Annotated in this window: 21 protein-coding genes and 1 pseudogene; 13 read left to right on the forward strand and 9 right to left on the reverse strand. The window is 56.6% G+C overall.

Going from position 1 to position 24028, the window contains the following annotated elements:
* From I554_RS0112815 to I554_RS0112825, 3 genes are all read left to right on the forward strand, one after another.
* Window positions 1–645: branched-chain amino acid ABC transporter permease (locus I554_RS0112815; protein ID WP_024578175.1), on the forward strand; the 645-nt coding region annotated here is incomplete at its 5' end.
* A 44-nt stretch (window positions 646–689) separates the two neighbouring features.
* Window positions 690–2357: an ATP-binding cassette domain-containing protein gene (locus I554_RS0112820; protein WP_024577594.1), complete on the forward strand. Its 1668-nt coding sequence runs from the start codon at window positions 690–692 to the stop codon at window positions 2355–2357.
* Entirely contained in the window at window positions 2350–3063 is a 714-nt protein-coding gene (locus I554_RS0112825) for an ABC transporter ATP-binding protein (protein ID WP_024577595.1), read from the forward strand. The genes I554_RS0112820 and I554_RS0112825 overlap by 8 nt, the downstream gene beginning before the upstream one ends.
* Window positions 3064–3436: 373 nt before the next feature.
* Here I554_RS0112825 and I554_RS26870 read toward each other — a convergent pair whose 3' ends face one another.
* Window positions 3437–3829 carry a hypothetical protein gene (locus tag I554_RS26870; protein ID WP_051373170.1) on the reverse strand — a complete coding sequence of 131 codons (393 nt, stop codon included), beginning with the start codon at window positions 3827–3829 and terminating at the stop codon, window positions 3437–3439.
* Window positions 3830–3969: 140 nt separating this feature from the next.
* Here I554_RS26870 and I554_RS0112835 point away from each other — a divergent pair, with 140 nt between their 5' ends.
* Genes I554_RS0112835 through I554_RS0112845 form a run of 3 tightly spaced genes read left to right on the forward strand, consistent with a single transcriptional unit; the run spans window position 3970 to window position 7312 of the window.
* Window positions 3970–5526 carry a recombinase family protein gene (locus I554_RS0112835; RefSeq protein WP_275450909.1) on the forward strand — a complete coding sequence of 519 codons (1557 nt, stop codon included), beginning with the start codon at window positions 3970–3972 and terminating at the stop codon, window positions 5524–5526.
* The gene (locus I554_RS26370; RefSeq protein WP_024578176.1) at window positions 5526–6413 is read left to right on the forward strand and encodes a plasmid partitioning protein RepB C-terminal domain-containing protein; all 888 of its coding nucleotides are present in this window, start codon (window positions 5526–5528) and stop codon (window positions 6411–6413) included. The genes I554_RS0112835 and I554_RS26370 overlap by 1 nt, the downstream gene beginning before the upstream one ends.
* Complete coding sequence (locus I554_RS0112845) at window positions 6413–7312, forward strand: plasmid partitioning protein RepB C-terminal domain-containing protein (protein ID WP_024577598.1); 900 nt, start codon at window positions 6413–6415, stop codon at window positions 7310–7312. Before I554_RS26370 ends, I554_RS0112845 begins: the two co-directional genes overlap by 1 nt.
* A 163-nt stretch (window positions 7313–7475) precedes the next feature.
* Here the strand turns inward: I554_RS0112845 and I554_RS0112850 are convergent, their stop codons facing one another.
* The gene (locus I554_RS0112850) at window positions 7476–9215 is read right to left on the reverse strand and encodes a hypothetical protein (RefSeq protein ID WP_024577599.1); all 1740 of its coding nucleotides are present in this window, start codon (window positions 9213–9215) and stop codon (window positions 7476–7478) included.
* Window positions 9212–12667, reverse strand: a complete 3456-nt coding sequence (locus I554_RS0112855) for an AAA domain-containing protein (protein WP_192817790.1) — start codon at window positions 12665–12667, stop codon at window positions 9212–9214. Before I554_RS0112855 ends, I554_RS0112850 begins: the two co-directional genes overlap by 4 nt.
* A 480-nt stretch (window positions 12668–13147) precedes the next feature.
* On the opposite strand from I554_RS0112855, the pseudogene I554_RS25570 reads away from it, so the two are divergent.
* Window positions 13148–14542: pseudogene (locus I554_RS25570) on the forward strand (ISNCY family transposase).
* 66 nt (window positions 14543–14608) lie between these two features.
* Here I554_RS25570 and I554_RS0112865 read toward each other — a convergent pair.
* The 4 genes from I554_RS0112865 to I554_RS0112880 form a co-directional block, all read right to left on the reverse strand.
* Entirely contained in the window at window positions 14609–16147 is a 1539-nt protein-coding gene (locus I554_RS0112865) for a recombinase family protein (RefSeq protein ID WP_024577601.1), read from the reverse strand.
* Window positions 16134–16652: a DUF2924 domain-containing protein gene (locus tag I554_RS0112870; RefSeq protein ID WP_024577602.1), complete on the reverse strand. Its 519-nt coding sequence runs from the start codon at window positions 16650–16652 to the stop codon at window positions 16134–16136. Before I554_RS0112870 ends, I554_RS0112865 begins: the two co-directional genes overlap by 14 nt.
* Window positions 16652–17089 (reverse strand): DUF3489 domain-containing protein, encoded by a 438-nt coding sequence (locus tag I554_RS26375; protein ID WP_081710774.1) that lies wholly within the window; start codon window positions 17087–17089, stop codon window positions 16652–16654. The genes I554_RS0112870 and I554_RS26375 overlap by 1 nt, the downstream gene beginning before the upstream one ends.
* Window positions 17090–17186: 97 nt before the next feature.
* On the reverse strand, window positions 17187–17417 hold the full coding sequence (locus I554_RS0112880; RefSeq protein WP_024577604.1) for a hypothetical protein: 231 nt from the start codon (window positions 17415–17417) through the stop codon (window positions 17187–17189).
* A gap of 217 nt (window positions 17418–17634) precedes the next feature.
* On the opposite strand from I554_RS0112880, the gene I554_RS0112885 reads away from it, so the two are divergent.
* The 6 genes from I554_RS0112885 (at window position 17635) to I554_RS0112910 (ending at window position 22649) form a co-directional block, all read left to right on the forward strand.
* Window positions 17635–18039, forward strand: a complete 405-nt coding sequence (locus I554_RS0112885) for a type II toxin-antitoxin system RelE/ParE family toxin (protein ID WP_024577605.1) — start codon at window positions 17635–17637, stop codon at window positions 18037–18039.
* On the forward strand, window positions 17978–18328 hold the full coding sequence (locus tag I554_RS0112890; protein WP_024577606.1) for a helix-turn-helix transcriptional regulator: 351 nt from the start codon (window positions 17978–17980) through the stop codon (window positions 18326–18328). Before I554_RS0112885 ends, I554_RS0112890 begins: the two co-directional genes overlap by 62 nt.
* 444 nt (window positions 18329–18772) lie before the next feature.
* Window positions 18773–19261: a hypothetical protein gene (locus I554_RS0112895; protein ID WP_024577607.1), complete on the forward strand. Its 489-nt coding sequence runs from the start codon at window positions 18773–18775 to the stop codon at window positions 19259–19261.
* 11 nt (window positions 19262–19272) lie between these two features.
* The gene (locus I554_RS0112900) at window positions 19273–20718 is read left to right on the forward strand and encodes a DNA modification methylase (protein WP_024577608.1); all 1446 of its coding nucleotides are present in this window, start codon (window positions 19273–19275) and stop codon (window positions 20716–20718) included.
* Entirely contained in the window at window positions 20711–21085 is a 375-nt protein-coding gene (locus I554_RS0112905; protein WP_024577609.1) for a DUF5681 domain-containing protein, read from the forward strand. Before I554_RS0112900 ends, I554_RS0112905 begins: the two co-directional genes overlap by 8 nt.
* Window positions 21086–21179: 94 nt before the next feature.
* A complete protein-coding gene (locus tag I554_RS0112910; RefSeq protein ID WP_244432746.1) occupies window positions 21180–22649 on the forward strand; it encodes a hypothetical protein in 1470 nt (489 codons plus the stop codon).
* 60 nt (window positions 22650–22709) lie between these two features.
* On the opposite strand, the gene I554_RS0112915 is transcribed toward I554_RS0112910, so the two are convergent.
* Window positions 22710–23099, reverse strand: coding sequence for a hypothetical protein (locus I554_RS0112915; protein WP_024578177.1), 390 nt, complete (start codon window positions 23097–23099; stop codon window positions 22710–22712).
* A 105-nt stretch (window positions 23100–23204) separates the two neighbouring features.
* The gene (locus I554_RS0112920; protein WP_024577612.1) at window positions 23205–23927 is read right to left on the reverse strand and encodes a recombinase family protein; all 723 of its coding nucleotides are present in this window, start codon (window positions 23925–23927) and stop codon (window positions 23205–23207) included.
* Between the last annotated feature and the right edge of the window lie 101 nt (window positions 23928–24028).

Below are 24028 nucleotides of genomic sequence, written 5' to 3' on the forward strand. Positions count from 1 at the left end.
GCATTGCAGGGACTGCTGTCGACCGCGCGAAAAGGCAGCAATGAACTGACTTACATCATGACCACGATCGGCGTCGCGATCGCGCTGCAAGGCCTCGCCCATCAGATATGGGGAACAGACTACAAGACGTATGCGCTGTATCCGCAAGGTGCGATCAAGGTGTTCGGTGCGAGTGTCAACTACGCAACGATCACCGTTCTGGTCATGACCGCCCTTGTCTGCGTCGCGTTATGGGTCTTCCTGTTCCGCTCCATGATAGGGAAGGCCATGCGCGCATGCGCCAATGACAGCCGCGCGGCCCGGACGGTCGGCATCCGTCCGCGGCGCATGGTGTTGATGGCCTATTTGGCAAGCGCCGCCATCGGCGGTCTCGCCGGAATGCTGATCACACCCTCGCAGATGATGTCTTACGACAACGGCGTCCTTCTCGCTATCAAGGGCTTTACGGCCGCAATTGTCGGCGGATTGGCCAATCCGTTCGGTGCCGTGATCGGCGGGCTCGTCCTGGGTTTGCTGGAAGGGCTGGGCGTCGGCCTGATATCGTCGGACTTGCAGAATGCATACGCGTTCCTCACGCTTCTGGTGATCCTTCTCGTCCGGCCGCAGGGCCTGTTCGGCCGCGCCGAGCCGGGATCGGCCCGATGACTGAGCGATCCTTTATGCCAGCTACATGGATAAGGCAGGGGCCGATGCTGGGCATCCTTGCTTCATTCGCGATCATTCCGCTTGTTTCGCAGGATCCTTATGTCCTGGGCGTGTGGACGTTCCTGCTTCTCAACATCCTTGTGGTTGTGGGACTGGACCTTCTGCTTGGATATGCCGGACAGCTTTCCCTCGGCCATGGCATTTTTGTCGCGATCGGAGCCTATGCGTCCGGCCTGCTCACGACCAAGGCTGGTTTTTCCGGCTGGACGGCGATGCCCGTCGGTATGCTTGCCGCAGCTCTCTTGGCCGCGATCGTCGCGGTACCGACGCTTCGCCTGCGCGGTTATTATCTGGCGATGGCGACGCTGGGTTTCCCGGTGATGTTCGATGCGGCCATTCGCGTGACGTCGCAATGGAGCGGCGGTTCCTCAGGGATCATCTCGATTCCGCGGCTCAAGATGGGCGGTTACATCCTGCGCGATCCCTTGGTGTATTACTATCTCGTGCTTGGTGTTGTCGCCGTCGTACTTCTGGTTGTGTGGAATCTCGCCAATTCGCGTCTTGGCCTGAAGCTGCGTGCGATCCATGCCGATGAAACGGCGGCTTCCGCGCGCGGGATCAATGTCACCTCGCTCAAGGTCGTGGTATTCGTCGCGAGCGCGACTATAGCAGCGCTGAGTGGGAGCCTGTACGTTCACAACGTCCAGTTTGTTGCGCCCGATACGTTCGGTCTCAACTACTCCCTGACATTGGTCATTATGCTGGTCGTGGGCGGAATGGGACGCATCTGGGGCGGCATCCTGGGTGTCGTTCTGTTGGGCTGGATGCCCGAGCTATTGCGTGAAGCCGCGACATGGCAGCCAGTGATCTTTGGATCGATATTGGCTATCATCATGCTGTTCGCACCCAGCGGACTGGCCGGATTTGTGCGCAGACGCTCGTTCTTCTTGCCCGAGGAAGCGCCGGTCGGGCCGCCATCGATATCGAGCGACAAACCGGTTCTGGCGGTCAGGGATATCGGCAAGGCATTTGGCGGTGTGCAAGCGGTCAAGGGATTGAGTTTTGACGTGCGCGCGGGTGAGATCAAATCGATTATCGGACCGAACGGGGCAGGGAAATCGACTGCGCTTGCGCTGATCTCGGGTGCAATCGCCGCGGACAGCGGCACGATCAAACTCGGCGGACAGCCTGTCGAGCAGACACCAGCCTATCACCGCGCGCGTCTCGGTCTTGGGCGCACGTTCCAGCATGCCCGATTGATCCCGACGCTGACGGTCTACGAGAACATGGTGCTGGGGGCTTCGGTGCTCGGTGGCCGGTGTGAAGCTGAGGCAAGCAGGATCCTGCACCAGCTCGATCTGGTGCACGTCGCGCACGCGTTTCCTGGAGAAACAAACCAGTACGAACGCAAGCTGATCGAAATCGGCACGGCGCTGGCGGCAAGCCCGACTCTTCTGTTGCTGGATGAGCCTGGGGCGGGTCTGTCGTCTACGGAAATTGAACAACTCGCTTCCTTGCTGCGCGAGCAGAAGGAGAAAGGCTGCGCCGTCGTTCTGGTCGATCACATCATGAGCCTCGTCATTCCGCTTTCCGATAGCATTCTGGTGCTGAACAGCGGCAGTCCGATCATCGATGGAGCGCCGGCAAAGGTGATCGCTGATGCCGATGTCCGGCGCGCTTACCTCGGCGAGAGGAGCGACATTCATGCTTGAAGTGCGGGAGCTTCAGGTCCGCTACGGGACAATCCTCGCGGTGGAACATCTCGATCTTCACGTCAGTGCGGGCGAGATCGTCGTTCTGATCGGCGCGAACGGCGCGGGGAAATCCAGCGCGGTCAATGCGATCACCGGGCTTGTTCAGCAGGCAAAGGGCGACATCAGGTTTGCCGGGGAGGATGTTTGCCGATTGGATGCGGCGGAGCGAGTCCGGCGCGGCCTTGCGCTCGTGATCGAAGGGCGTGGCATTTTCTCCGAAATGACCGTTCGCGAGAACATCGAGCTTGGTGCCTTTTCCAAGCCTGAGCTGCGCGGGTCATCGTTACAGTCAGCGATCGACCGCGTTGTCGCGATGTTCCCGCGGCTCGGTGATCGGTTTGGTCAGATCGCCGGAACCTTAAGCGGCGGCGAACAGCAGATGCTGGCGATCGGGCGGGCATTGATGAGTTCACCCCGTCTGCTCGTTTTGGACGAGCCATCCCTCGGACTGGCGCCGCGCATTGTCGATGAGATCGCGGAGCGTTTGGTTCAGTTGGCGCAGAAATCCGGTGTTACGGTATTGATCGCCGAACAGAACGCGGCGCTCGGGCTTAATATCTCTGACCGGGCTTACGTGCTCCAGCGCGGGCGGGTGGTACTTGAAGGATCGGCATCCGAACTGCGAGCTAATACTGATCTGATGCGGGTATATCTTGAGGGCTAACTAAGCACCGGTCGCAAGGCCTGGTATGGAGCAAAAATTCCCAAATATGACAGCATCTTAGCGGAGACTGGTTAGATCGGGAATGCGTGAGTTCGATTCCTCTCGCTCCAGCCATCCAGTCAGGATTTCGGAGAATTTCCTTCTTTAGTAAGAGAAAGGCCCGCCAACAGCGGGCTTTTTTAGCGCGTAGAGTCTCTGTAGAGACCGGAATCGAACCATCACCTTCCGAAATTGGCCACCATTCTCCAGCCAACCATTGAAGAATTCCCATTTTCGGGAGACTCGCGTCAGAGACCGGAGAACAAAACCACTGCGTGGGAGGCAGGCAGTCTGCCTTAGCCGCCTTTGGCGGAAAACTCGCCCGTTTAGTCAATCAGCCGACGGATCGGTTCGAGCGACTGTGCTTCTCATGTTTCAAAAATCTTTTCATCAATCCGATTGCGATGGTCATTTCGTCGCAAATCTTTTGAACGTTGCTGTCTGCAACGACGTGATCTTTATCAGCTAATGCTAACATCGTTTCAAAGACACATTCAGAGTGACAGGCCAACAATAGCAAGTGCTCGCCTCGAGGGCCGCATTGCCCGTTTAGCCAATTTTTGACAGTGCGCTCACCAGCGCCCGTCCAACGCTGAATAATTTTATTAGCACTTGGATTTTGACCCAACTCGCTTCTCAGAGCGTCACGAATTGCTTTCGCATAGACGACCTTCGGAGTGTTGTCGCCACTACCGTTGCGAAAGATTCTGCCTCTCTTCGGCAACATTTTTCCGTCCTTTCCGAGCTAGGCTTAGACAGGCGTGCAGAATGGACCTTCGAACAGACTTCTTTCCACGCTCAGAACAGAGGCCTGACAATTATCGATAAGTTCGGTGGTTCAGGAATTGCACTGTAGAGGAAACGAAGTTGAGTTCGTCACCAGAGGAAAAATTATCAGAAGGTCTAGTGCGTGCGGCTGAGTATGTTCGCATGTCCACGGAGCATCAAAAATACTCAACTGAAAACCAATCAGACGCAATTCGACAGTATGCGCTGCAACGAGGACTTGAAATTGTTCGCACGTATGCCGATGCAGGGCGGAGCGGTCTAAATATTGACGGTCGTTCGGGGCTGCAGCGTCTTCTTTCAGATATTGAAAATGGCGCTGCCGATTTTGCGGTCGTCGTCGTTTACGACATTAGCCGATGGGGACGATTTCAAGATTCAGATGAGGCTGCATCATACGAATACCGCTGCCGCGCACAGGGAGTACGTGTTGCTTATTGCGCGGAGCAATTTGAGAATGACGGCAGCATTGGTTCCGACGTTCAAAAGGTAGTCAAGCGTCGCATGGCCGCTGAGTATAGCCGTGAACTCTCAGTCAAGGTCTTCGCTGGGCAGAGGCGGCTTATTCAGCTGGGATTCCGGCAAGGCGGTCCGCCTGGCTTTGGTCTGAGGCGCCACTTAGTTGACGAAAACGGTGGATCAAAGGGCGAGCTTCTAACTAAGCAGCATAAGAGCATACAGACAGATCGCGTCGTCCTTGTCCCCGGTCCCTCTAATGAAACCGAATTAGTTCGCGAAATCTATCGGCGGTTCGTGCACGATCAGCTATCTGAATCAGTGATAGCAGGGGACTTTAACCGGCGAGGGATCTCCACTGATGCCAACCGTCCGTGGACCCGGGGAACCATTCACCAGATTCTCATCAATGAGAAATACATCGGCAACAATGTTTGGAATCGCGGCTCGTTTAAGCTCAAGCAACGGCGTGTGAGAAATAGTCCCGATCTATGGATCCGGGCGGATTCCGTATTCGAGCCGATTGTTGAACGATCTCTGTTTGATGCTGCACAGCAGATTATACAAGCCAGATCGCGGCGAATGACCGATGATGAAATGTTAAGATCATTAAGTGATCTGTTGGTCCGTCGGGGCGATCTTTCCGGTCTCATTATCGACGAGGCCGAAGGCTGTCCGTCTAGCAGCGCTTATCAAAGTAGATTCGGAAATCTTCTCCGAGCGTATCAGCTCGTTGGGTACACCCCTAATAGGGACTATCGATATATCGAAGTTAATCGAGCGCTGCGACGATTGTTTCCCAATGTTGTCTCGGATGTAATTCGGGGAATTGAGAATGCTGGTGGTTATGTAATTCGCGATGCCGCGACCGAGCTGCTGCAGATAAACAACGAATTTTCTGTCTCCATTGTCATAGCGCGTTGTCGTGAAACTGCTGCGGGTGCGATGCGTTGGCGAATCCGGCTCGATCGGGGCTTGTTACCAGATGTTACCATTGCGGTTCGAATGGATCGAGCAAATATCGCTGCGTTCGACTATTTGATCCTGCCGACTCTGGATATGAGCGAGCGAGTCCTGCGTGTGCAGGAATACAACGGCATATCGCTCGATGCCTATCTCTTCGATTCATTAGATCGCTTGTTTGAGATGGCCGAGCGGATTTCGGTGAAGGAGGCTGCGTAATGGTTGAAAGTATCCCAGCAAAAATTCAACTAATAGCGATCTCTAAAATATCGGTAATCAATCCACGAATTCGCAACAAGAAGAGCTTTCGCGAATTAGTTGAGAACATCGCGGCACTAGGTTTGAAAAAACCAATCACAGTTACCCGTCGTGAGGAACGCGAAGGAAAGATTTACGACCTTGTCTGTGGTCAAGGCCGGCTAGAGGCATTTATTGAATTGGGAGAAGCGGAAATTCCTGCGCTCCTCACTGAGGCAAGCGTAGAAGACTGCATGATCAAAAGTCTGGTTGAGAACTGCGCACGCCGCCATCACCAAGCGATTGACCTTCTTCATGATATCGGAGGTATGCGTACCAGGGGTTATAGTGATTCCGAGATTGCCAAGAAAACCGGCCTGTCATTCGAATACGTTCGCGGTGTTGGTCGACTTCTTGCTCAAGGGGAGCAACGTCTTTTGCGCGCCGTGGAATCTGGACATATTCCTGTAAGCGTTGCTGTCGAGATAGCTGAAGCAGATGACGTCGGCGTGCAAGAAGCTCTTCAGCAGGCTTATGAAAAGAATCTTCTTCGCGGTCGAAAGCTCATGATTGTCAAACGGCTTGTTGAAAACAGGCGTCGCCGGGGTCGCAGATTTGACGCCGAGCCCAAAAAGGGCGGGCAAAAGCTTTCAACCCGCTCGCTCGTCAGGGTCTATCGCGAAGATACTGATCGAAAACGGCTTCTTATCCGTAAGGCGGACGCTACGCGCAATCGTCTGATTTTCATTGCACATGCAATGCGCGAGTTATTTGGCGACGAGAAATTCATATCGCTTCTAAAGGCCGAAAAGCTAGATTCGATGCCAAAGAAACTCTTGAGTCGCATGGAACGAGGAGATGTGGCTTGATGTCCAGAAAGCTTGAAAAACGACCGGTGGCGGTGGCGTTCGAGCGAGAGAGCGTTGTTATTGAGATTAGCGCGATTCAACCACTCCGTCTGGTTAGTGAGGCTGTCAAGAAAACTCCAAAGTATTCGCAGATTCAGTCATCCATCCGCGAGATCGGAATCGTTGAGCCTGCTGTTGTAGCGCGCGACAGGAGTGAGAAAGGCAAGTATCTGCTGCTTGATGGACACCTAAGACTATCGGTTCTTCAGGAACAGGGATGGACAGAAGTTACGTGCATCATTGCGACAGATGATGAGGCTTTTACCTACAATAAAAGGGTCAGCCGAATTGCGATCATTCAAGAACGCAACATGATACTCGCAGCGATCAAGCGCGGAGTGCCGGAAGAGCGGATTGCTAAAGTTCTGAACGTGAATGTTGCTCATGTCCGTCTAAAGAAGCGTCTCCTGGAAGGAATATGTGCCGAGACGGTGGAGATGCTCAAAGACAAACATGTCCCTATCTCGACATTTGCAGAACTCAAAAAGATGCTTCCGATGCGCCAAATCGAAGCGGCGCAGTTGATGGTGGCAATGAACAAGTATTCGATCACATATGCAAAATCGTTGGTAGGAGCCACGCCGCAGGCTTTGCTGGTTGATGCAGCTAAGCCCAAACACATCGAAGGATTAACTGAAGATCAGGTGGCACTGATGGAGCAGGAATCCGCAAATCTTGACCGGGAATTTCGGCTCGTGGAGCAGTCATACGGAACTGACCATCTCGATTTGGTGGTAGCAACTGGCTATTTGAATAGATTAATCGAAAACGCCCGTGTGGTGCGATACCTCGCCCAGAGCTTTCCGGAACTGCTCGCAGAGTTTCAGAAAATCTCCGATTCCAATCGGTCTGCGGCTTAAGTAGCTCACCGTGTTGCGAAGCGATATTGTTTTCGCAGAACAGGCGACGAGTTGCAGGGGTAAATTGCTTAGGCGCTCGCTGTAGGGTCTCCACCTCAGCGCAATTTGATCACTGCCGAATATTTCGATGGCAGAATTTCTCGACTGATATGGTCCGCAAGGATCAATCCTCGAGCTGTTTTTCGAACTTGGCCAAGAGCGACGTAGCCAGCCCCGATCCCTCCAGATGCAGCCCAATCTCGTCGAGGGGATTATCGGGTGAACCCGATTGAGAGCCCCAATTCATCGTACTCACCACGGCATGATCGTTGCCCCACAAGAGGAATTTCGCGTGAACTTGCGGATCCTCCACGGCAATCAGATCAACGACCCCATTTAGTCGGTCGCGATGGGCCTTGACGTGCCGCCGCTTAATGGGTCCCGACGAACGCGAATAATAAACACGGACGTCGCCGAGGCGGCGGCCCGCGATTTCGGCCGGGTTGAACAGCCCGGGCACCATGGTGGCTCCCACCCTATTGCTGCAGCAGACGAACCGTTCATCGGCCTCGTGCGCGACCCGCCGGAGCAATCGCTCATGGTCGTCGGCTTGAAGGATCGTCATCCGTACCGGGATACTCTGGCCGGTCTCGGTCTTGAGTGACAAGGAGCTTCGGGTGCGCCTCAAGTCCGACGCCATGAACTGAAGCGTTTCAACCGAACGACTGGCGCTGGAAAGAGGCGAGATAATCGAACGCAGAAGGTCCAAGCCGGCCGCAGCCGCGTGATTTTCGGTGAGCTCGGCAGACAGCTCAACGGCTGAAAAAGGGGACGACAGCCAGTTGGAGGAGCCGAGCACGACCACAGCACCTCCTCGGCCATCATCTGCGGCAAGACACTTCACATGACTTCGAACCGAGTCGCGCTGCGCAAGCACGAGGCCACGCGCGCGCCGTACCGAGGAGAGCCGGACATTCAGCTCCTGCATCGCAATGGCATTTCTTCTCTCGGTGTCCAGCGCCGTGCCATAGAACAGATGGCAGCGCACGCCACGCAGGCATGCCCGTTCGAGCGCCGCGCGGACACGTTCGTGGCGATCCGTGTATTTGCCGTCGTGCGGCGTGATAAAGGTCGACAGGACAAAGACATCTTCTTCGGCCTGATCGACGATGTGTTCGAAGCGTTCCAGGTGTTGGTCGCCGCCAACAATCAATTGGTCGTCCGACATCATGGTATCGATGGTCGGTGACCGGCTTTGCCGAGGGTCGCTGGCCTCGGGAAGAATGCCGGTCTTGATCGTTGCCTGAAGGGCTCCGATCAGGTCCTGACTGGCTCCCTCGGGGAGCAAACCGTTCTTGACGTCGTTGAGATCGATGGCAAGGTATTTTCTTTCGAGGACCGAATTGATCGTCTGCACACCGCGCAGCCATTCGCCGGGGCGCAGCATGCCGGCCACGAACTGGGTGACCCGCGCGGCCATTGTGTCATCGGTCTCATCAGGTCCCGGTGGGAAGTTGACCTTGTGATCTGTGTGGACAAATCGATTGAGTGGGGCGGTTTCGACGTCGCGGTTGCGAAAGACGGAATGTCCGACTTTCTCCAGCACGAGACTGATGTGAATCTCGCGATCTTCGGTTCGCTCTGGCAAAGCGCCTCCGAGCCGGATGAAGTCGCGACCGACACTGCTTGTTGCCAGCTGGGGAACGGGTGACAGGCGAAGCTCGACCAGGCCAAATTGCATCAACCGCGCGATGGTCGAGCCAGCGACTTGGACAGGAATTCTGAGCGATTTGGCAACACCCTCAATCGTATCCGGCGCGCGATCGAGCGCCAGCAAGATCATTTCCTCGATCGGGCTCCATCCCCAGGTGCGCTGCACGATGGCGCGCGCACGATAGTGCCAGGCCGGAAGGTAGATTTTCACGCGGGGAATCTCCCATTCTCATCGACCGTGATGATGGAAGCTCCCTTGACCTTGACGACGGGCGCGTCTTTCCTGACCAGATCGTATTCAGTTTTCGCGAGCGTCGTGAGCTCCTTCAGCATCCTGCGAAGGAACTCGAGCTCATCTTTGTTGCCGTCGGGATCTATTCCCTCGACCACGTCGCGAATGAAGTGTTGGCTGGTCGCAAGAACCAGCTTTTGCTTGGCGCGGCTGAGCAGCACATTCATGCGTTGTGAACTCTTGACGAATCCCAACGCACGCGATCCCACCATGACATTGTTACGCGTGAGACTGGCGATGACGACGTCGGCCTCGCCGCCCTGGAAGCTGTCGCTCGTAAAGATAAACTCTCCGTTGCTGCGCGGACTGGCGAAGCCGAACAAGGTCTTGTCTTTCCTGACCTGTTGATGAAGCAAACGCTTGAGCCATTTGACCTGTGCTGCATAAGGCGAAAGGATCACCAGCGTTGGTCGGCTACCGTCCTTGCCGACAACCGGCCGCAAGCCTTTCAAAGCCGCGATCAAAGCGTGCGCCTCGAATTCGTTGCGATATGAGCGTTCCACTTTCACCTCGAAATTCCGCTTTTTGGTCAAGCTGAGCGGCGGAAAATCGAGAAGAACGATCGGCGCCGCGAGGTGTGGAGCGGCCGACGTAACGGTCAGCGCGCGACGCTTGGCGCGATCGGAGGGAACGAGGTTCTTCTTGTAAAATGTGTTTGAAACGAGATCCCCGATAGCGGGGTGCATGCGGCTCTGTTCCAGGAGGGTGTTGACAATCGTGCTCGACCGCCCTGTGTCCTTCTCTCGTTGTTCTTCGCGCTCCGCGATCGATCGGAATGGCTCTTCAAGCCGAGCTGCCGTCGCGAGCACTTCCTTCTGCAAAAGCGCATTCGACTTGATGGTATCAAGGGCTTCGTAGATTTCCGGCGGAAGATCGGAGATGGTTTCAAGCTGCTGTTTCGCGCCTCGCAGCAGCTCTTCCGCGCGTTCGGCATCATAGAACTTCTGCCGTTGGGCTGCATCGAAAGGAGAAAGCTGATTGTGATCTCCAACCATGATTCGCCTGTTGCCCAGCAGCAACGCGCCGATCAGTTCCGCGCCATTGGCGCGAGCGGCTTCCTCGACGATGACCCAGTCGAATTGATCGCCGTCCGCAATCATTTCTTCGATGATGTGCGACGACGTCGTCGCAAGCGTGACATCAGATGAACGCAGCAACAGATTATCGGTGTCGCGAAACACCCTTTCCGCGATGGCCGCTTCCGACGCATCGGGTTGCAGCGACTGCTTGATTTGGTAGCGTTGATTGACCATCGTGCCCTCAGCGGCATGGCCCGCGGCCGAAACCGACTGGAGCAGGCCAATCGAGCTCGCGCGCAGCGGACTCACTTCATCGGTCAATCGCGTGCGCTCGACACGAACGACGATCGTCGTGCCGCCCGCAAGCGTCTTTTTGAGTTCGTCCTCCATCTGAATCAAGGTCTCGTGGTTTTGCGCCGAGACTAGCAGGCGGGCATCCGGTGTTTTTTCCAGAATACTCCTGACGAGATGCGAGATCAGGAAGGTCTTGCCGACGCCGGGAGGGCCGACAACGACGTTGATCGACTTGCCGGCCACAATGGCGTCCCATGCTGTCTTTTTCGACGCATCCATATCCTGGGGCGGCGTTTTGCCCGGAGCTGCAATATCGCGCAGCACATCGTCCAACGCGATCTGTGCCGGATCGTCGATTGCTCTCAAGAGTTCAATATTGGTCCGGGCCGCCACGATATTCTGAAGGCGACGGCGAATAGCGCGTTCGAATCCGCTATCGCGACGAGGGCGAAGATACAGGGTCTGTCCCGGCACCACCGCTTCGTTGGTCGCGAATGTGAAAGCCAGGCGGCCATCGACAATGCCGCCCGTTCCCTCATAACTGAGCTCGGGGAGCCGTTCGCGATCGCCGGCGAGCGCATCAAGGCGCGAAAGGGTCCAATTCGGCTTGCCGTCGTCGTACTTCAGTTCGCGGCCTAACGCGTCGTACGCTGGACGCAGTCCCATCATTTTGCGCCGGATGTCCCGCGCGTCATCCTCACGGGATGCGATCCAGGCCAAATCGGTGTCTCCGTCCGACGGCGGGTGAAGCACCTCGACGGGATAGATCCGAAACTGTTCACGTAGCCAGGTGAACGCTTCGAGGAGAATCAGGGCGTACCAGGTTGGAACATCGTCGGCTCGTTGTGCCGCGCGACTACCGCCGCTGGTGTCGATCCACGGCTTGGCACCCGGTCCGAGCTTGCGCACCCGTTCTTCAGCGCCTTTTCGGGTTCGCGCCAGATGGAGCCTGTGAGAAACCTCGGTGGCATCGTAAATATAGTCGTCAGGCCGCCTTTTGTTAGCATTTTCGATCATGCCGACACAATCATCGACGACTTTCACCCCATAGGCGGCAAGATCGGTGACGACACGTACATAGGCCTGATCTACAACAACGGTCCGTACCGACGGTCCGCTCAGATCTTCGTCGACAAACCGAAGAACTGCGTCCCGGTCATCTGCCTGGACGGTGCCGGACGTGAGTGCGGGAAGATCGCTTTGGATAACTTGAGCCGAAGGATAGAGAACGAGCTCGCCTTCGGCGCTTGACCCTGACCGGTCAAGATCAGCCACGACCTCGGCCAGCTCGCTCAGGACAATGTTGCCGTCGAAAAGCTGGTAGTGCGGCGGATTGGCAAGGCGATTGAGCATGCGCCGTTCGATCGACAGTAGAGAGGGGCCGCCACCATCCTCGGTAACGCCAAGGATACGCGATGCAGCCTGGCCAAGATCGCTCCAGTCCCGCCGGAACGAAACGGTGCCGGACGGCCGTAAAAGATGTCCGGCACCGCCCATATCACCATCGGCGAGGTGCACGCATGCTTCGTAACCGCCGAGACGAAAATCTTCCTTGTCGTCATTATGCGAGAAGATTGCGTGTTCGCTGACGGCGCCATGCACGATGCCCGCATCATGACAAAGTGCGAGTCCTTCGGCGACGCGCACGATATTGCGCCAAAACGCCTTGCGGCCGGTCGGCGTAAGCAGGCGGCTTTCCCGAGCGCGGACCCTATGCGATGACCCACAAATGGGACTGCCGGGATCGACCATCAGGATACCGATCTCATCCTGGTCCTCGACGATTTCAATGATCTCGACCAGGAGCTGGCGTGCACGCCGCGATGAGAGAACGCGGCGCACCCGCCTGAGCCCGTGCGTGATGAGCCGCTTCAGATCTTCGTCGAGCGCCGTTCCGGTCTTCTTGAAGAGGCGCAGAAGATAGTGCTCGCCATCCGCAATACCCGTGGCAAAGCGAAGTTGTGAATGCCAGCCCTCGCTCCCGCCGACAAACCCGGTATCGGCAAAGCTGAACCGTGCATCGAGTGTCGACTTGCCATGCGTGGGAGCCCGCGCCATAGAGCCGTAATCCATTTCAGCGGCAACGCTAATGATTCGAATCCGAAAGCACCAATATAAGCTTGTTCGGGGAACTCGGCCTTGAAAAGAGGTTTTTTCCTATCTTTGGCGTATGAACGCCGATTATATCAATTGGGGGGTTAAACGCCCACTGCCAACCCTTAGGCTCGGTACCATGTGGGGTGCGACAAGTTCTTGCTCGCTGCTGCAGTACAGAACCTGAGGAAATTGGCCAAACTGCTTAGCATCTGCACGGCCTCTTATTGTATAGCTCGCCGGAGCCGTCTCATCGCTGAGTTCACCTATCCACTGAAGGTCTATAGTTGGCCTACTTTGTAGTCGACTCAATGCGGACCTTCACATTCCATAACATCGGATGTGCGAATCCGATCTGTAGTAGCAAAGCTAAAATGTCAGCACTGAGCAAAGTTCAGATGTCAGTTTCCTGTCCTTTTTGGGACGTTGGAGGCTGTCGTTTCGATGAGCGTGGTGTTGATGAGCAAGCGCGAACTGAACCGTCTTGATGTTTTGGCGCGGCTGGACGGCGGGAAGCTGACGGTTGCTGCTGCTGCCGGCGTGATGAACGTCACGCTGCGGCAGGCGTACCGACTGCTGGGCAGATATCGTGATGGCGGTGCGCCGGCGATAGCTGATCAACGCCGCGGCCGCCCCTCAAATAATCGGCTTCCGGACGCGGTCCGCGATCATGCGGTCGACCTGGTTCGGAAGTTCTACCCGGACTTTGGACCGACCCTCGCCGCCGAGAAGCTGGCCGAGCGTCATGACCTCGAAGTCTCGCGAGAGACGCTGCGCAACTGGATGCGGCGCGCCGGGATTTGGACATCAAGGGCTGAGCGGCTTCGATTCAAGCAACCTAGGTATCGCCGCGAGCATGTCGGCGAACTGGTCCAAATCGATGGTTCTGACCATCGCTGGTTTGAAGATCGTGCGCCCGCCTGCACGCTGCTGGTGTTCGTCGACGATGCGACCAGTCGCCTGATGGAACTGCGCTTTGTCGCTTCAGAGAGCACGTTTGCATATTTCGCGGCGGTGAAGGCCTATCTCGGTCGTTACGGCAAGCCGGTTGCTTTCTACTCCGACAAGCATTCGATCTTCCGGGTGTCGAACGAGAGCGCGGTTAGCGGCGATGGAATGACTCAGTTCGGACGGGCCTTATCTGAACTGAACATCGAGATTCTCTGTGCCAATACCAGCCAGGCAAAGGGCCGGGTCGAGCGCGCGCATTCGACATTGCAGGATCGCCTGGTGAAGGAGTTGCGGCTCGCCGGCATCAGCACGTTAGACGAGGCTAACGCCTTCCTGCCCGGCTTCATCGCTCACTATAACGGCCGGTTCGGCAAGCCGCCCGCCCGCGACAAGGATCTACATCGCGTGATCGATCTCCGCCAAGATCTCGATCAGATTCTCTGTTAGCGGGAACAGCGAACGGTCTCGCATCAGCTGGTCGTGAACTACAACCAGATGAAGCTGACGCTCAAGGCCGAGGGCCTGGCGACTCGTCTGCGCGGCAAGACGGTCGAGATCTACGACTATCCCGATGGGCGATTGGAGGTTCGCTGGAAAGGCAGATCGTTGCCTTACGCGGCCTTCGACAAGCTGCAGCGGGTCAGCCACGCCGCGATCGTGGAGAACAAGCGGCTCGGCGAGGTTCTGGCCTGGATCAAGGAACAGCAGGACAATCAGCCCCGGTACAGCCGCCTCCCTGAAGGGCCACGCCGCTCGGATCAGAAGGCCGGGTTGATGAAAGTTCGGGCCGACCGCATCAAAGCCGCAAAATTGGTCCCGAAATCAGCCAGTAAAAGACGGCGCCGCTCCGATATGATGGTCTGCGCGGCGCCGTTTCCCGTCCCCTGACAGTCCGCCATTTGGGACATTTCTACTTTGCACAAATCGTGACATCTCAACTTTGTTGCAACACGATCAGAACCCCAGCGCACGACACTGCCCGGACCAGGTCAGGGGCAGGGTCTTTGGAATCCGCGCCAGCGTGAGTGCCGGCGGTTGCTCGCCGGTCAGAATGGCCTCCGTAATGGAAGGTGCCAGGAACGCATAGCGCAGCTCTTGCCGCACGACTTTCGGATGGAGTTTTGCCGACGCTGACAGCGCCTCGATGTTGTCGAACTTGCCTAACTGTAGATCGCGCAACCACGCGTGAGCCCGAACGATCGCCTGCAACAACTTTGGATCTGGCTGATCGGTGTTGGTGGATGAGGGCGCGGGTGCGGAAGTGTTCTTCACCGGGGCTTGCCATGGGATTTCGATGGTTTCTGTATTGTCTGGCAGTAGTCGGATCGTGATTGTCTTGGGGTAAACGATAACGTCAGCAACGGAATCCACGACATGACTTCTGAGCTGATCGTTGGGAGTCTGCGGGTCGAATGCGAGGTGCTCCCTGATCGCGTTGATGACAAAGCCTTCGATGAGTTGCGCCGGAATGCGAGCGACCGAACCCGCTTGAGCCTTCCTGCCGCGCATAAGGGCGCGTGAAATATAGAACCGGTAACGAATGCCGTTCTTCACCGTAAAACTCGGGCTCATATAATTGCCGCGATCATCGCGAAGTTTGCCAGCGAGAAGGGCTCCGCTGGCCGATTGCCGGGTTTGGGTGGTCACGCGGTTCTCGGCGAGCAGGGTCTGCACCTGATCGAAGATTTTCGGATCGAGAATTGGCTTATGCTCGGCGGGATACCATTTTCCGCCATGATGGACCTCGCCCAAGTACACGCGGTTCTTCAAAACATGGGCGAGGGGACCATAGGTGAAGGGGATACCGCCTCGATATTTCGGCACCTTGGTATCACGCCGCTTGGTGACGATGCCGCGGCGATCAAGGTCCTGAACCAGCGCACTGAAAGACTTCAGGGCGATATACTGTTTGAAGATAGTGCGAACGGTTTCGGCTTCCTTGGGGTTGATGACGAGCTTTTTGTCCTTGGCCATATAGCCGAGTGGAACAGTGCCTCCAGTCCATTTGCCCTTGCGGCGGGAGGCGGCGACTTTGTCGCGGACGCGCTCGGACGCCAACTCCCGCTCGAACTGTGCGAAGGACAGCAGCACATTCAGCGTCAGTCGTCCCATCGATGAGGTGGTGTTGAACTGCTGGGTCACCGCGACAAAGGAAATCGATTTGCGGTCGAAGGTCTCGACCAGCTTGGCGAAGTCGGCGAGGGATCGGGTCAGGCGGTCAATCTTGTAGACCACGATCACGTCGATCAGGCCGGCTTCGATATCGGCCAGAAGTTGCTTAAGGGCGGGACGGTCGAGGTTGCCACCGGAGAAAGCCGGATCGTCATAAGGCTGAGGCAGGATGCGCCAGCCCTGTGACGCCTGACTCTTTATATAAGCCTCACAGGCTTCGCGTTGGGCATCAAGAGAATTGAATTCTAGCTCAAGTCCATGCTCGGTGGATTTGCGTGTGTAGATGGCGCAGCGAACTGGTTTGATATTATGTGCGGCCATTGCGGCCTCCCTTTGCGCGCTTTTTTGCCTCGACCTCTTTGTTCGTTGTCCGCAGTCCAAAGAACTTTGGTCCATTCCAGCGCGTGCCCGTGATCCGGTTCGCGATTTCCGAGAGGCTGGTGAAGACCTCGCTTTGGTAGCTAAAACCCTTGGCTAGCACTGTGACCCTATGGGTCTGTTCGTTCCAAACCCTCACCAGTTCGGAGCCGGGTTTGATCCGCTGCGGCACTTCAAGGCGGCCTGTCTTTCCGGAAGCTATCGATCGTATGAACTGACCGAGCTGCTTTTTGGACTCGCCGGACAAACTACCGTAAGCTTTTTCTTGAATCCGCTGGGCAATGCTCCGCCGCAACAAGTCCGGCCCGAATGCTTGAGGCGGTTCGGACCGTGACAATTCGCGGTACCGGGCCCGCAAAGCGGCGATCGGCATCGAGCCGAGCTTATTCAGCTCGGTCTCTACATCCGGATCAATAGATCGTCCGTTTACGGTGGTGCGGGCGTCCATTACTTCGACGCCGTGGCTTTGCCGATCCGATAGCGTCGTTCACCATCAACCTTGTCGGAAACCAGATCAAGCTCGAGTTTCTTACGGATTACTCCCGCCAGAAAGCCGCGCACCGAATGCTGCTGCCAGCCGGTCGCCTCCACGATGTCGGCAATGGTCGCGCCACCCGGCGCACGAAGCATCCCAAGCACTGTAGTCAGTTTTGAAGACTCTCGGATCGGTTGCGGGACTAGGGCTTGGGAAGAAAAACGTTTCGATGCTGCTGAACGTGAGGTTTCGCGGTTGGATGATTTTAATGGTTTTACGACGTTGCGCGCGCTTGTCTGTTTTGCCCGTGGCGAACGAGCTTCTTTTGCAACCTTGGAAGGCGAGCGCGCGGCCACGGCTGACTTACGCTTTGCGCCGGGTCTGGTGTCCTTGAGTTTCTGGGTGTTCATGTGGCTCCTTCGGGATAAGCGCAACATCTGCGTTGCACTGACCCAACCCGCCGACCGCAGAGCGGGGCGGGCAGGAGATGACCAGGGAGGGCAGGTGCTATGCGGTTTCGGCGAGCAGACTGTGCTTGATCGCAAGAGCCGCCCTGAACAGATCCTGTGCCTCGTGCGCTAAGCCCTCGAAGTCCATCAGGATCTGAACTGAACGACTTACATTGCCGGCACGGGCGCAGATTTCGGCAGCTTGTGCGATGCTATGGGCTTCTTCCAACTTGGCTCGGACTTCCGATACAAGCGCTGCGACGACGTGATTTTCTGGGTTATCGGTCATGTAAGGCTCCCTTATGCACCTCCACACATGCTCCGTTTTCGCCTGAAGTCGAGTAGATCGTGAGCAATCTTGTGGCTTTGTTGGCGCGATGCTGAGCATCTTGTGATGCTACAGGATCTGCAAGTACGAGCAGATATACAGGGCAGGTCGGATTCGCCGGTTGTGGCCCAATGCCAGGTTGATCTTCGACTAATTATAGTATAAAAACTATATTCAAATGAGCGATGACGATACGCCGGTCGAATGGGTTGGATCTTCCAAGGGGGATCTGTCCGCCTTTCCAAGGAAGGTAAAGGAGACCATGGGTTTTGCGTTGCGTACGGCTCAGAAGGGCGGCAAGCACATCGATGTAAAGCCGCTAAAAGGTTTCGGCGGAGCAGGGGTTCTCGAAATCATTGAAGACTTCGATGGCAACACCTACCGGGGCGTCTACACCGTTAAGATGAAAGGTGTGATCTATGTTCTGCACGCGTTTCAGAAGAAATCGAAAAGCGGCATCAAGACGCCAGAATTCGAGATCAAGAAAATCCAGCAGCGTCTAAAAATGGCGGAGCAGGCTTATGCGAGTAGAAAAAAAGAAGACGACGAAAAGCAGAGCAAAGGTCGTAAAAAGCAGCGGTAATGTTTTTGCCGATATTGGGCTGCCAAACGCTGAAGCTCATTCGGTCAAGGCCGACCTTGTGATTGCGATCGGTGACATTATTCGCGCCAAGGGCCTGACCCAAGCCCAGGCAGCCGCTCGTCTAGGTCTCGCACAGCCTGATGTCTCAAAGCTCCTGAGGGGACAGTTCAGCGGATATACTTATGATCGGCTGTTTTCTTATTTGAACGCTTTAGGTGAGAAGATACGCATCGAGGTATCGGAAGCCAAAAGCAAAAAAGAGGCGCGTCTGGAACTAGAGCTTGCCTGAAAATTTTGATTCACCGGGTATCGGAGCGTCGAAGTTAATTTTTCAATTAAGGTATAAAAATACCCTAAAAACTTTTGATCATTGTCCCGGCGCTGTATGTAGACCTAGTGTGAAGTGGCCTAGACGACTTCTGTCTTTAGTTTCTTTCTTAAGACAAAACACGGCATTGCGATCGACGGCGACCGAGGTCTGGGCAAGCTTTTCTGGCCAGAGTCTGAGGATCAGGCTTTCACGCCGCCGGTTTCACTCCCCAACAGCCCCACCTGTTCCGGAACACCCGACTTTGCAAACGCTCCGGGAGCAGGCGCTATCTGATAGATACGTGGTCATGGCCCCCTGATGCAGCTCACTCTCTCGGGCAGCACAGGCGGACAACTACAAGTACGTGCATCTATAGCTGTATGTGCGTCGTTTGCCGGTGCTCCAATACCTTGGAGTCCCTCAATGGCCCAAAAACTCAACATCAAGATCGTCCCGCTCCCCCGCATCCAAGTTGCCACTTCGCGCTTGCGTCGTAACAACATCGCAGCGGTGCATGCGGCGGTTCACCTGATCCGTAAATATGGTCAGCCGCATCCGCTGATTGTCGGTCCGGATTACCGCCTTCTTTCAGATACGGTTGCGTATCTTGCGCTGATGGCCGCGCGCTACGACCTCGTGAAGGTGTTTCAGGTTACGGATACCTCTCCCACAGTTGTTCGTGCTGTGGGCCGCCTGCTTGTTTGCGCCGAGGTCATCAACCGCGAAGCGGAAGGCTTCAATGCGGCGCTGGCATCTTTGCTGGCATCTCTCGACCGCACCGAAGAGCTTGATGTTCCGGACTTTGTTCGCGAACTGCTGCCGGTCATGATTACCGGTACCGGTGAGCTGCCGGATCGCGGTTCGCCGTCCAAGGCTTCGGACGCAGACGACCGTACTCCACTGAAAATTTAATGGGGTATGGTATGAGCAATAAGAACTCACTCGAGATTATTTATCTCAAAGCGACGGCTATCAAGCCGTCGCCCCACGCCGCGCGTCAGCATAGCGCCGCGCAGCGTCGTAAACTGAAAAACATCCTGCGGCAGTTCGGCCAAGTTGTGCCGCTGCCGCTGGACGCGACGACAGGCGCGCTGATCGATGGTCATGCCGTGTTCGACGCACTTGTCGAGCTCGGTCATGACGAAATTGCCGTGGTGCAGTTGGACCGCTCCGAGGCGGAAGTCCGCGCCCTGCGTCTTGCCCTGAACCGGGTTGCCCAGGACGCTGTCTGGGACGATGCAAAGCTGAAGGGCGAATTCGAGTACCTGATCAGCGTTGGTTTCGACCTTGATCTCAGCGGCTTTGACGCGTTGGAGATCGATATGGCCTTGTCGATCGATGTGCCGACCGCCAATACCGTTGAGGAGGAACCGCTCGATGATCTTGTGCCGGAGGCTGGACCATTGGCCGCAAAGCCTGGCGACGTCTTCCGCCTCGGCCATCACCTGATCGGTTGCGGCGATGCCCGCGACGTAGCTTTTATCCGCGATCTTGTAGGTGCCAAAACAGTCGTCTGCGTGTTCACCGACCCGCCTTACAACGTGAAGATCGATGGCTTTGTGTCTGGTCTCGGCAAGACGCGCCATCGCGAATTTTCGATGGGCGTTGGCGAAATGTCGCGCGAACAGTTCGTCGCCTTCCTGTCCGCGACGGTGGCGGCGATCAAACCTGTCCTTGCTGATGGCGCTATTCTTTATCTCTGCATGGACTGGCGTCATGGCAGTGAACTGTGCGAGGCCGCGACCCAGAACGGCCTGGAGCAAAAGAACCTTTGCGTCTGGGTCAAATCCAATGCGGGCATGGGAAGCTTCTACCGCAGCCAGCACGAGCTGATCTACGTGTTCAAGCATGGTGAAGCGCCGCATCAAAATAATTTCGGCCTCGGCGCCGGCGGCCGTACCCGTTCGAACGTCTGGCAGTACCGTGGCGTCAACGCCTTCGGCAAGGACCGCATGGATCTTCTGGGTACTCATCCCACGGTGAAGCCGGTTGCTATGATCGCCGATGCCCTGCGCGACGTGACACGGCGCGGCGAAATCGTTCTCGACGTCTTTCTGGGGTCGGGTTCGACGTTGATTGCTGCGGAAGAAACCGGCCGCGTCTGCATCGGCATTGAGATCGATCCGGGCTATGTCGATGCCGCCATCCGCCGTTGGCAGAAGCGCACCGGCAAGGATGCCGTTCACGCTGTCAGCGGTGAACCCTTCGACGCGCTCTATGAGCGCGCCGTATCAGATGCTGCCTGCGACGCCACATCGACCGATAATGCGGCTTTGGAAGCATCGCCTAACAATACCGCCGACGGCGGCATGGTTAGCGCGAATTCGGTCGGCATCGTTTTGACCTCGATGGAGGCGGACGATGTCTAAGGCAGAAGAAGAAAAGGTCGGATACCGCAAGCCGCCGGCCAAGACCCGCTTCAAGCCGGGGCAGTCCGGTAATCCGAACGGGCGCCCGAAAGGCAGCGTCAATTTGAAGACCGATCTGCGCAGCGAACTTTCCGAAAAAATCCAGATTCGGGAAGGCGAGCGCAGCCTCAAGGTCTCCAAACAGCGCGCCATGTTGAAGGCGCTCGTTGCGAAAGCACTGAAGGGCGACTCCCGCGCCGCCAACGTCGTTCTGACGCTGGTTGGCAAGCTGTTCGAGCCTGAAGCGGTGGCAGAAGAGGTGCCTGCACTGACAGCCGACGACGAAGCAATTCTCGCGCGCTTTCTCGCCCGCCGTCTGGCCGAATAATAGACGTGGAATATCCAGCCGGTGCCGATCGGCGCCGGCCCTATTTCGTAAGAGCAGTACCATGCCTTCTGATCTTCAAATCTACCGCGCGGTGATGCGGAACGACCTTCAGGCGTTTCTGGAGGGGGCGTTTCCGGTCGTCGATGGTCGCTGGGCGCTTGAAATCGCGCCCTACCTTGAGTACCTGGTCAGCGAGCTGACCGGCATCAGCGAGAGTCGGGAAAGCCGCCTCATTATCAATCTGCCGCCGCGTCACCTGAAGTCCGTGCTGACGTCTATTGTATTTGTTGCCTGGCTTCTCGGCCGCAATCCGAAGCTGCGCATTGCGGTGATTTCTCACAGCCAGGCACTGGCCCTGGATCTGGCGTCAAAAACGTTCCAACTCGTCGGTTCGGATTTCTACCGTAAAGTTTTCCCCGGGTTCCGCCTGCGCGACAACGGCCGCAAGGTTATGGACTTTGTGACCGAAGACGGAGGCGGTCGCTATGCGGCCTCGTTCGAGACTGGCGTTACCGGCCGAGGGTTCGACATTATCATCATCGACGATCCGATCTCGGCTCACCACGCCAAATCGGAAAAAGAACGCACCAACATCAACGAGAGTTTCAAGAACATGATCTCGTCACGTCTGGACGATCCGGTCAATGGCGCCATGATCGTGGTTGGTCAACGCATGCACGAAGATGACCTGTCCGGTAACCTGTTGCAGAAGGGTGGCTGGAAGCACGTCTGTCTGCCCTTAGTGGCCGAGGAAGAAGCATCGTATGCGATCGGCGATTCAAGCTGGCATCGAAAGGTCGGGGATGCCCTGCTGTCGAATCAGTGGCCGGCTGAGGTCATCCAGCGCAAGCGGGAAGAGGTTGGTGCATCGATCTTCGCCGCCCAGTATCAGCAGAATCCGTCAGCTGCGCTGGGTGAACTGATCCGGCCGGACCAGATCAAGTATTTTGATGACCGGCCGCCCGACGCGCGACGGATTGTTCTGAGTTGGGACACGGCGGTCAAAACCGGATCGGACAACAGCTACACAGTGTGTCTGGTGATCGCCAGCGATAGCCGGCGTCACTATGTCATCGACGTGCTTCGCGCCCGTTTGGATCCGGTCCAGATGCGCGATGCCGCACTGAGCCTGATCAACACCTACAAGCCCTCAAAAATCCTGATCGAGGACGCGAGTTCCGGAGGCGGCCTTGCCAGTATGCTGTCTGAACGAAGCTATCATGCCGAACTGCGCCCGACCGGTGGCCGCGGTAAGGAAGAGCGGCTTGAAAGCCAGCTTCATATGTTTGCGCAGCATCGGGTACTGATCAAAAGGAACGAATCCTGGACGGTTGAGCTTGAGAGCGAATTGCTGCGTTTCCCGTTTGGCAAGCACAACGATCAGGTCGATGCTCTGACGCAGTATCTGGCTTGGGTCGCTGAGAGTCCGATGGTCAAGCCTGTGGTGGTGGGCGTTGGCGGCAAGGACGCGCGTATCGAGCGGGCGCTTTCCAGAAGCCCACGACCCCTGGCAAAAGGCGACAATCCGCTCCGTCCACGCGGCAAACCCATGCGCTGGCGGTAGTGGCGATCAGAGGAATGTCGCGGGGCGGTTCAATGCGTGCGTTGGGCCCCCCGTTGGTTATCAGAACGGCAGCATCGGTGCTTCGAGATAGATCTGCTTCTTCTCGGCATCGGCGAAGGACATGTTGAAGTACACCGGTTTGCGTCCAAGGTTCGTGAAGACGTCTGCGACACAAACCCGGTGACGGACCTCATTATTTTCGTCGAGCAGGTCTTTCCCGACGACGGACATGTCGCCGATCTTGAGCAGCTTTAGGCCGAGCGCCGCTTGCGGTGCATTCTTGAAAGCGTCCTGCAGCATGTCGCGGGTGGTGTTGCTGTTGCATTCAGGGATGCTGCTGGGGCCACCATATCCGATTGTCGCTAGCCGCAGCGTGACGATGACGACTCCGAAGATGGCCGCGAAGGCAATACCGGTCATAAGGTTCGATTTTGAAAACGACATTGTCATGAGTGATTTCCTTTGTGAAATTTCGAAACGATCAGGTGATGGGCATGCGGCATCGTTCGCCGCCGCTTCTGAAGGGCGCGCGTCGGGGCTCCGTCGGGTAAGGGGCTATTTCTTCAGGGTGATGTGGGCCGATGACAGGGGCGCGGCATTCAGGAGTGCCGTCAGCCGCTGCGTCTGTTTGTGCTGGTCAAGGAATGTGATCTCGAAGGTGGTGATGAAGTCGCTGTCAAACATCGGGTCGTAACGATCGATCACAGCGGCATGTCGCGCATCCAGTCGGTCGAGCGAAAATGCGGTCGGTGTCGTCGAGAGGGGCTGCTCAGATGCGGAGCCAATCCCGTCAGCAGCCGCGGGCATCGAGAACTTCGATGTCACGCCGATCGTTCTGACAGCGATATCGTAAATAGGTGCGTCGGTCCCATTGCACAGATAAACCGGCATGATGCGCAGGCTTCGGAAGTCCGGAAAGTACAGGGCTAGATCCGGCGGCGCCTTCTCTGGTGTCAGGGTGACATAGCCGCGCTCACGTGAGGGCTCTGGCGCAAACGCCACCGGAATGCTGGAAATCCGCGGAGAAAATTCTAGTCCGCTGCCGATGGCTTCTGTACGGGCAATCAGCAGCGTGGCGCTGGACTGTTTGCAGTCCTCCATCGCTTGCCGCAATTGCGGGCGAGAGAAGCCGTCAGTTTCCGGCTCGACATATTCGGCCTGAACTATGGCCTGACGGCCTTCGATCCAGGTTTTAACGGCTTCACGTTGTTCTTGCAGTGCAATATTGGAGTAGGTCGGTTCGCTCGGCCGGATACGGTAATAGGCAATAACCTTCATGCAGAATCCCAATTAAAGGCACGGACAGCCCGTGCCCTCTAGATTCAAGTGAGGCCCCGAGGAATTGCGGGGTTTTGCAAAGAAAGCCCGAGTGTCTCCCG

The sequence above is a fragment of the Afipia sp. OHSU_II-C1 genome (genome assembly GCF_000497575.1).
In the GTDB taxonomy this organism is placed as follows: Bacteria; Pseudomonadota; Alphaproteobacteria; order Rhizobiales; family Xanthobacteraceae; genus Afipia.

Coding starts and splice junctions, on each gene's coding strand:
- I554_RS0112820 (WP_024577594.1), top strand. CDS start 690: ATGCTGGGCATCCTTGCTTCATTCGCGATCATTCCGCTTGTTTCGCAG.
- I554_RS0112825 (WP_024577595.1), top strand. CDS start 2,350: ATGCTTGAAGTGCGGGAGCTTCAGGTCCGCTACGGGACAATCCTCGCG.
- I554_RS26870 (WP_051373170.1), bottom strand. CDS start 3,829: ATGTTGCCGAAGAGAGGCAGAATCTTTCGCAACGGTAGTGGCGACAAC.
- I554_RS26370 (WP_024578176.1), top strand. CDS start 5,526: ATGGTTGAAAGTATCCCAGCAAAAATTCAACTAATAGCGATCTCTAAA.
- I554_RS0112845 (WP_024577598.1), top strand. CDS start 6,413: ATGTCCAGAAAGCTTGAAAAACGACCGGTGGCGGTGGCGTTCGAGCGA.
- I554_RS0112855 (WP_192817790.1), bottom strand. CDS start 12,667: ATGGCGCGGGCTCCCACGCATGGCAAGTCGACACTCGATGCACGGTTC.
- I554_RS0112865 (WP_024577601.1), bottom strand. CDS start 16,147: ATGGCCGCACATAATATCAAACCAGTTCGCTGCGCCATCTACACACGC.
- I554_RS0112870 (WP_024577602.1), bottom strand. CDS start 16,652: ATGGACGCCCGCACCACCGTAAACGGACGATCTATTGATCCGGATGTA.
- I554_RS26375 (WP_081710774.1), bottom strand. CDS start 17,089: ATGAACACCCAGAAACTCAAGGACACCAGACCCGGCGCAAAGCGTAAG.
- I554_RS0112880 (WP_024577604.1), bottom strand. CDS start 17,417: ATGACCGATAACCCAGAAAATCACGTCGTCGCAGCGCTTGTATCGGAA.
- I554_RS0112885 (WP_024577605.1), top strand. CDS start 17,635: ATGAGCGATGACGATACGCCGGTCGAATGGGTTGGATCTTCCAAGGGG.
- I554_RS0112890 (WP_024577606.1), top strand. CDS start 17,978: ATGCGAGTAGAAAAAAAGAAGACGACGAAAAGCAGAGCAAAGGTCGTA.
- I554_RS0112895 (WP_024577607.1), top strand. CDS start 18,773: ATGGCCCAAAAACTCAACATCAAGATCGTCCCGCTCCCCCGCATCCAA.
- I554_RS0112900 (WP_024577608.1), top strand. CDS start 19,273: ATGAGCAATAAGAACTCACTCGAGATTATTTATCTCAAAGCGACGGCT.
- I554_RS0112905 (WP_024577609.1), top strand. CDS start 20,711: ATGTCTAAGGCAGAAGAAGAAAAGGTCGGATACCGCAAGCCGCCGGCC.
- I554_RS0112910 (WP_244432746.1), top strand. CDS start 21,180: ATGCGGAACGACCTTCAGGCGTTTCTGGAGGGGGCGTTTCCGGTCGTC.
- I554_RS0112915 (WP_024578177.1), bottom strand. CDS start 23,099: ATGACAATGTCGTTTTCAAAATCGAACCTTATGACCGGTATTGCCTTC.
- I554_RS0112920 (WP_024577612.1), bottom strand. CDS start 23,927: ATGAAGGTTATTGCCTATTACCGTATCCGGCCGAGCGAACCGACCTAC.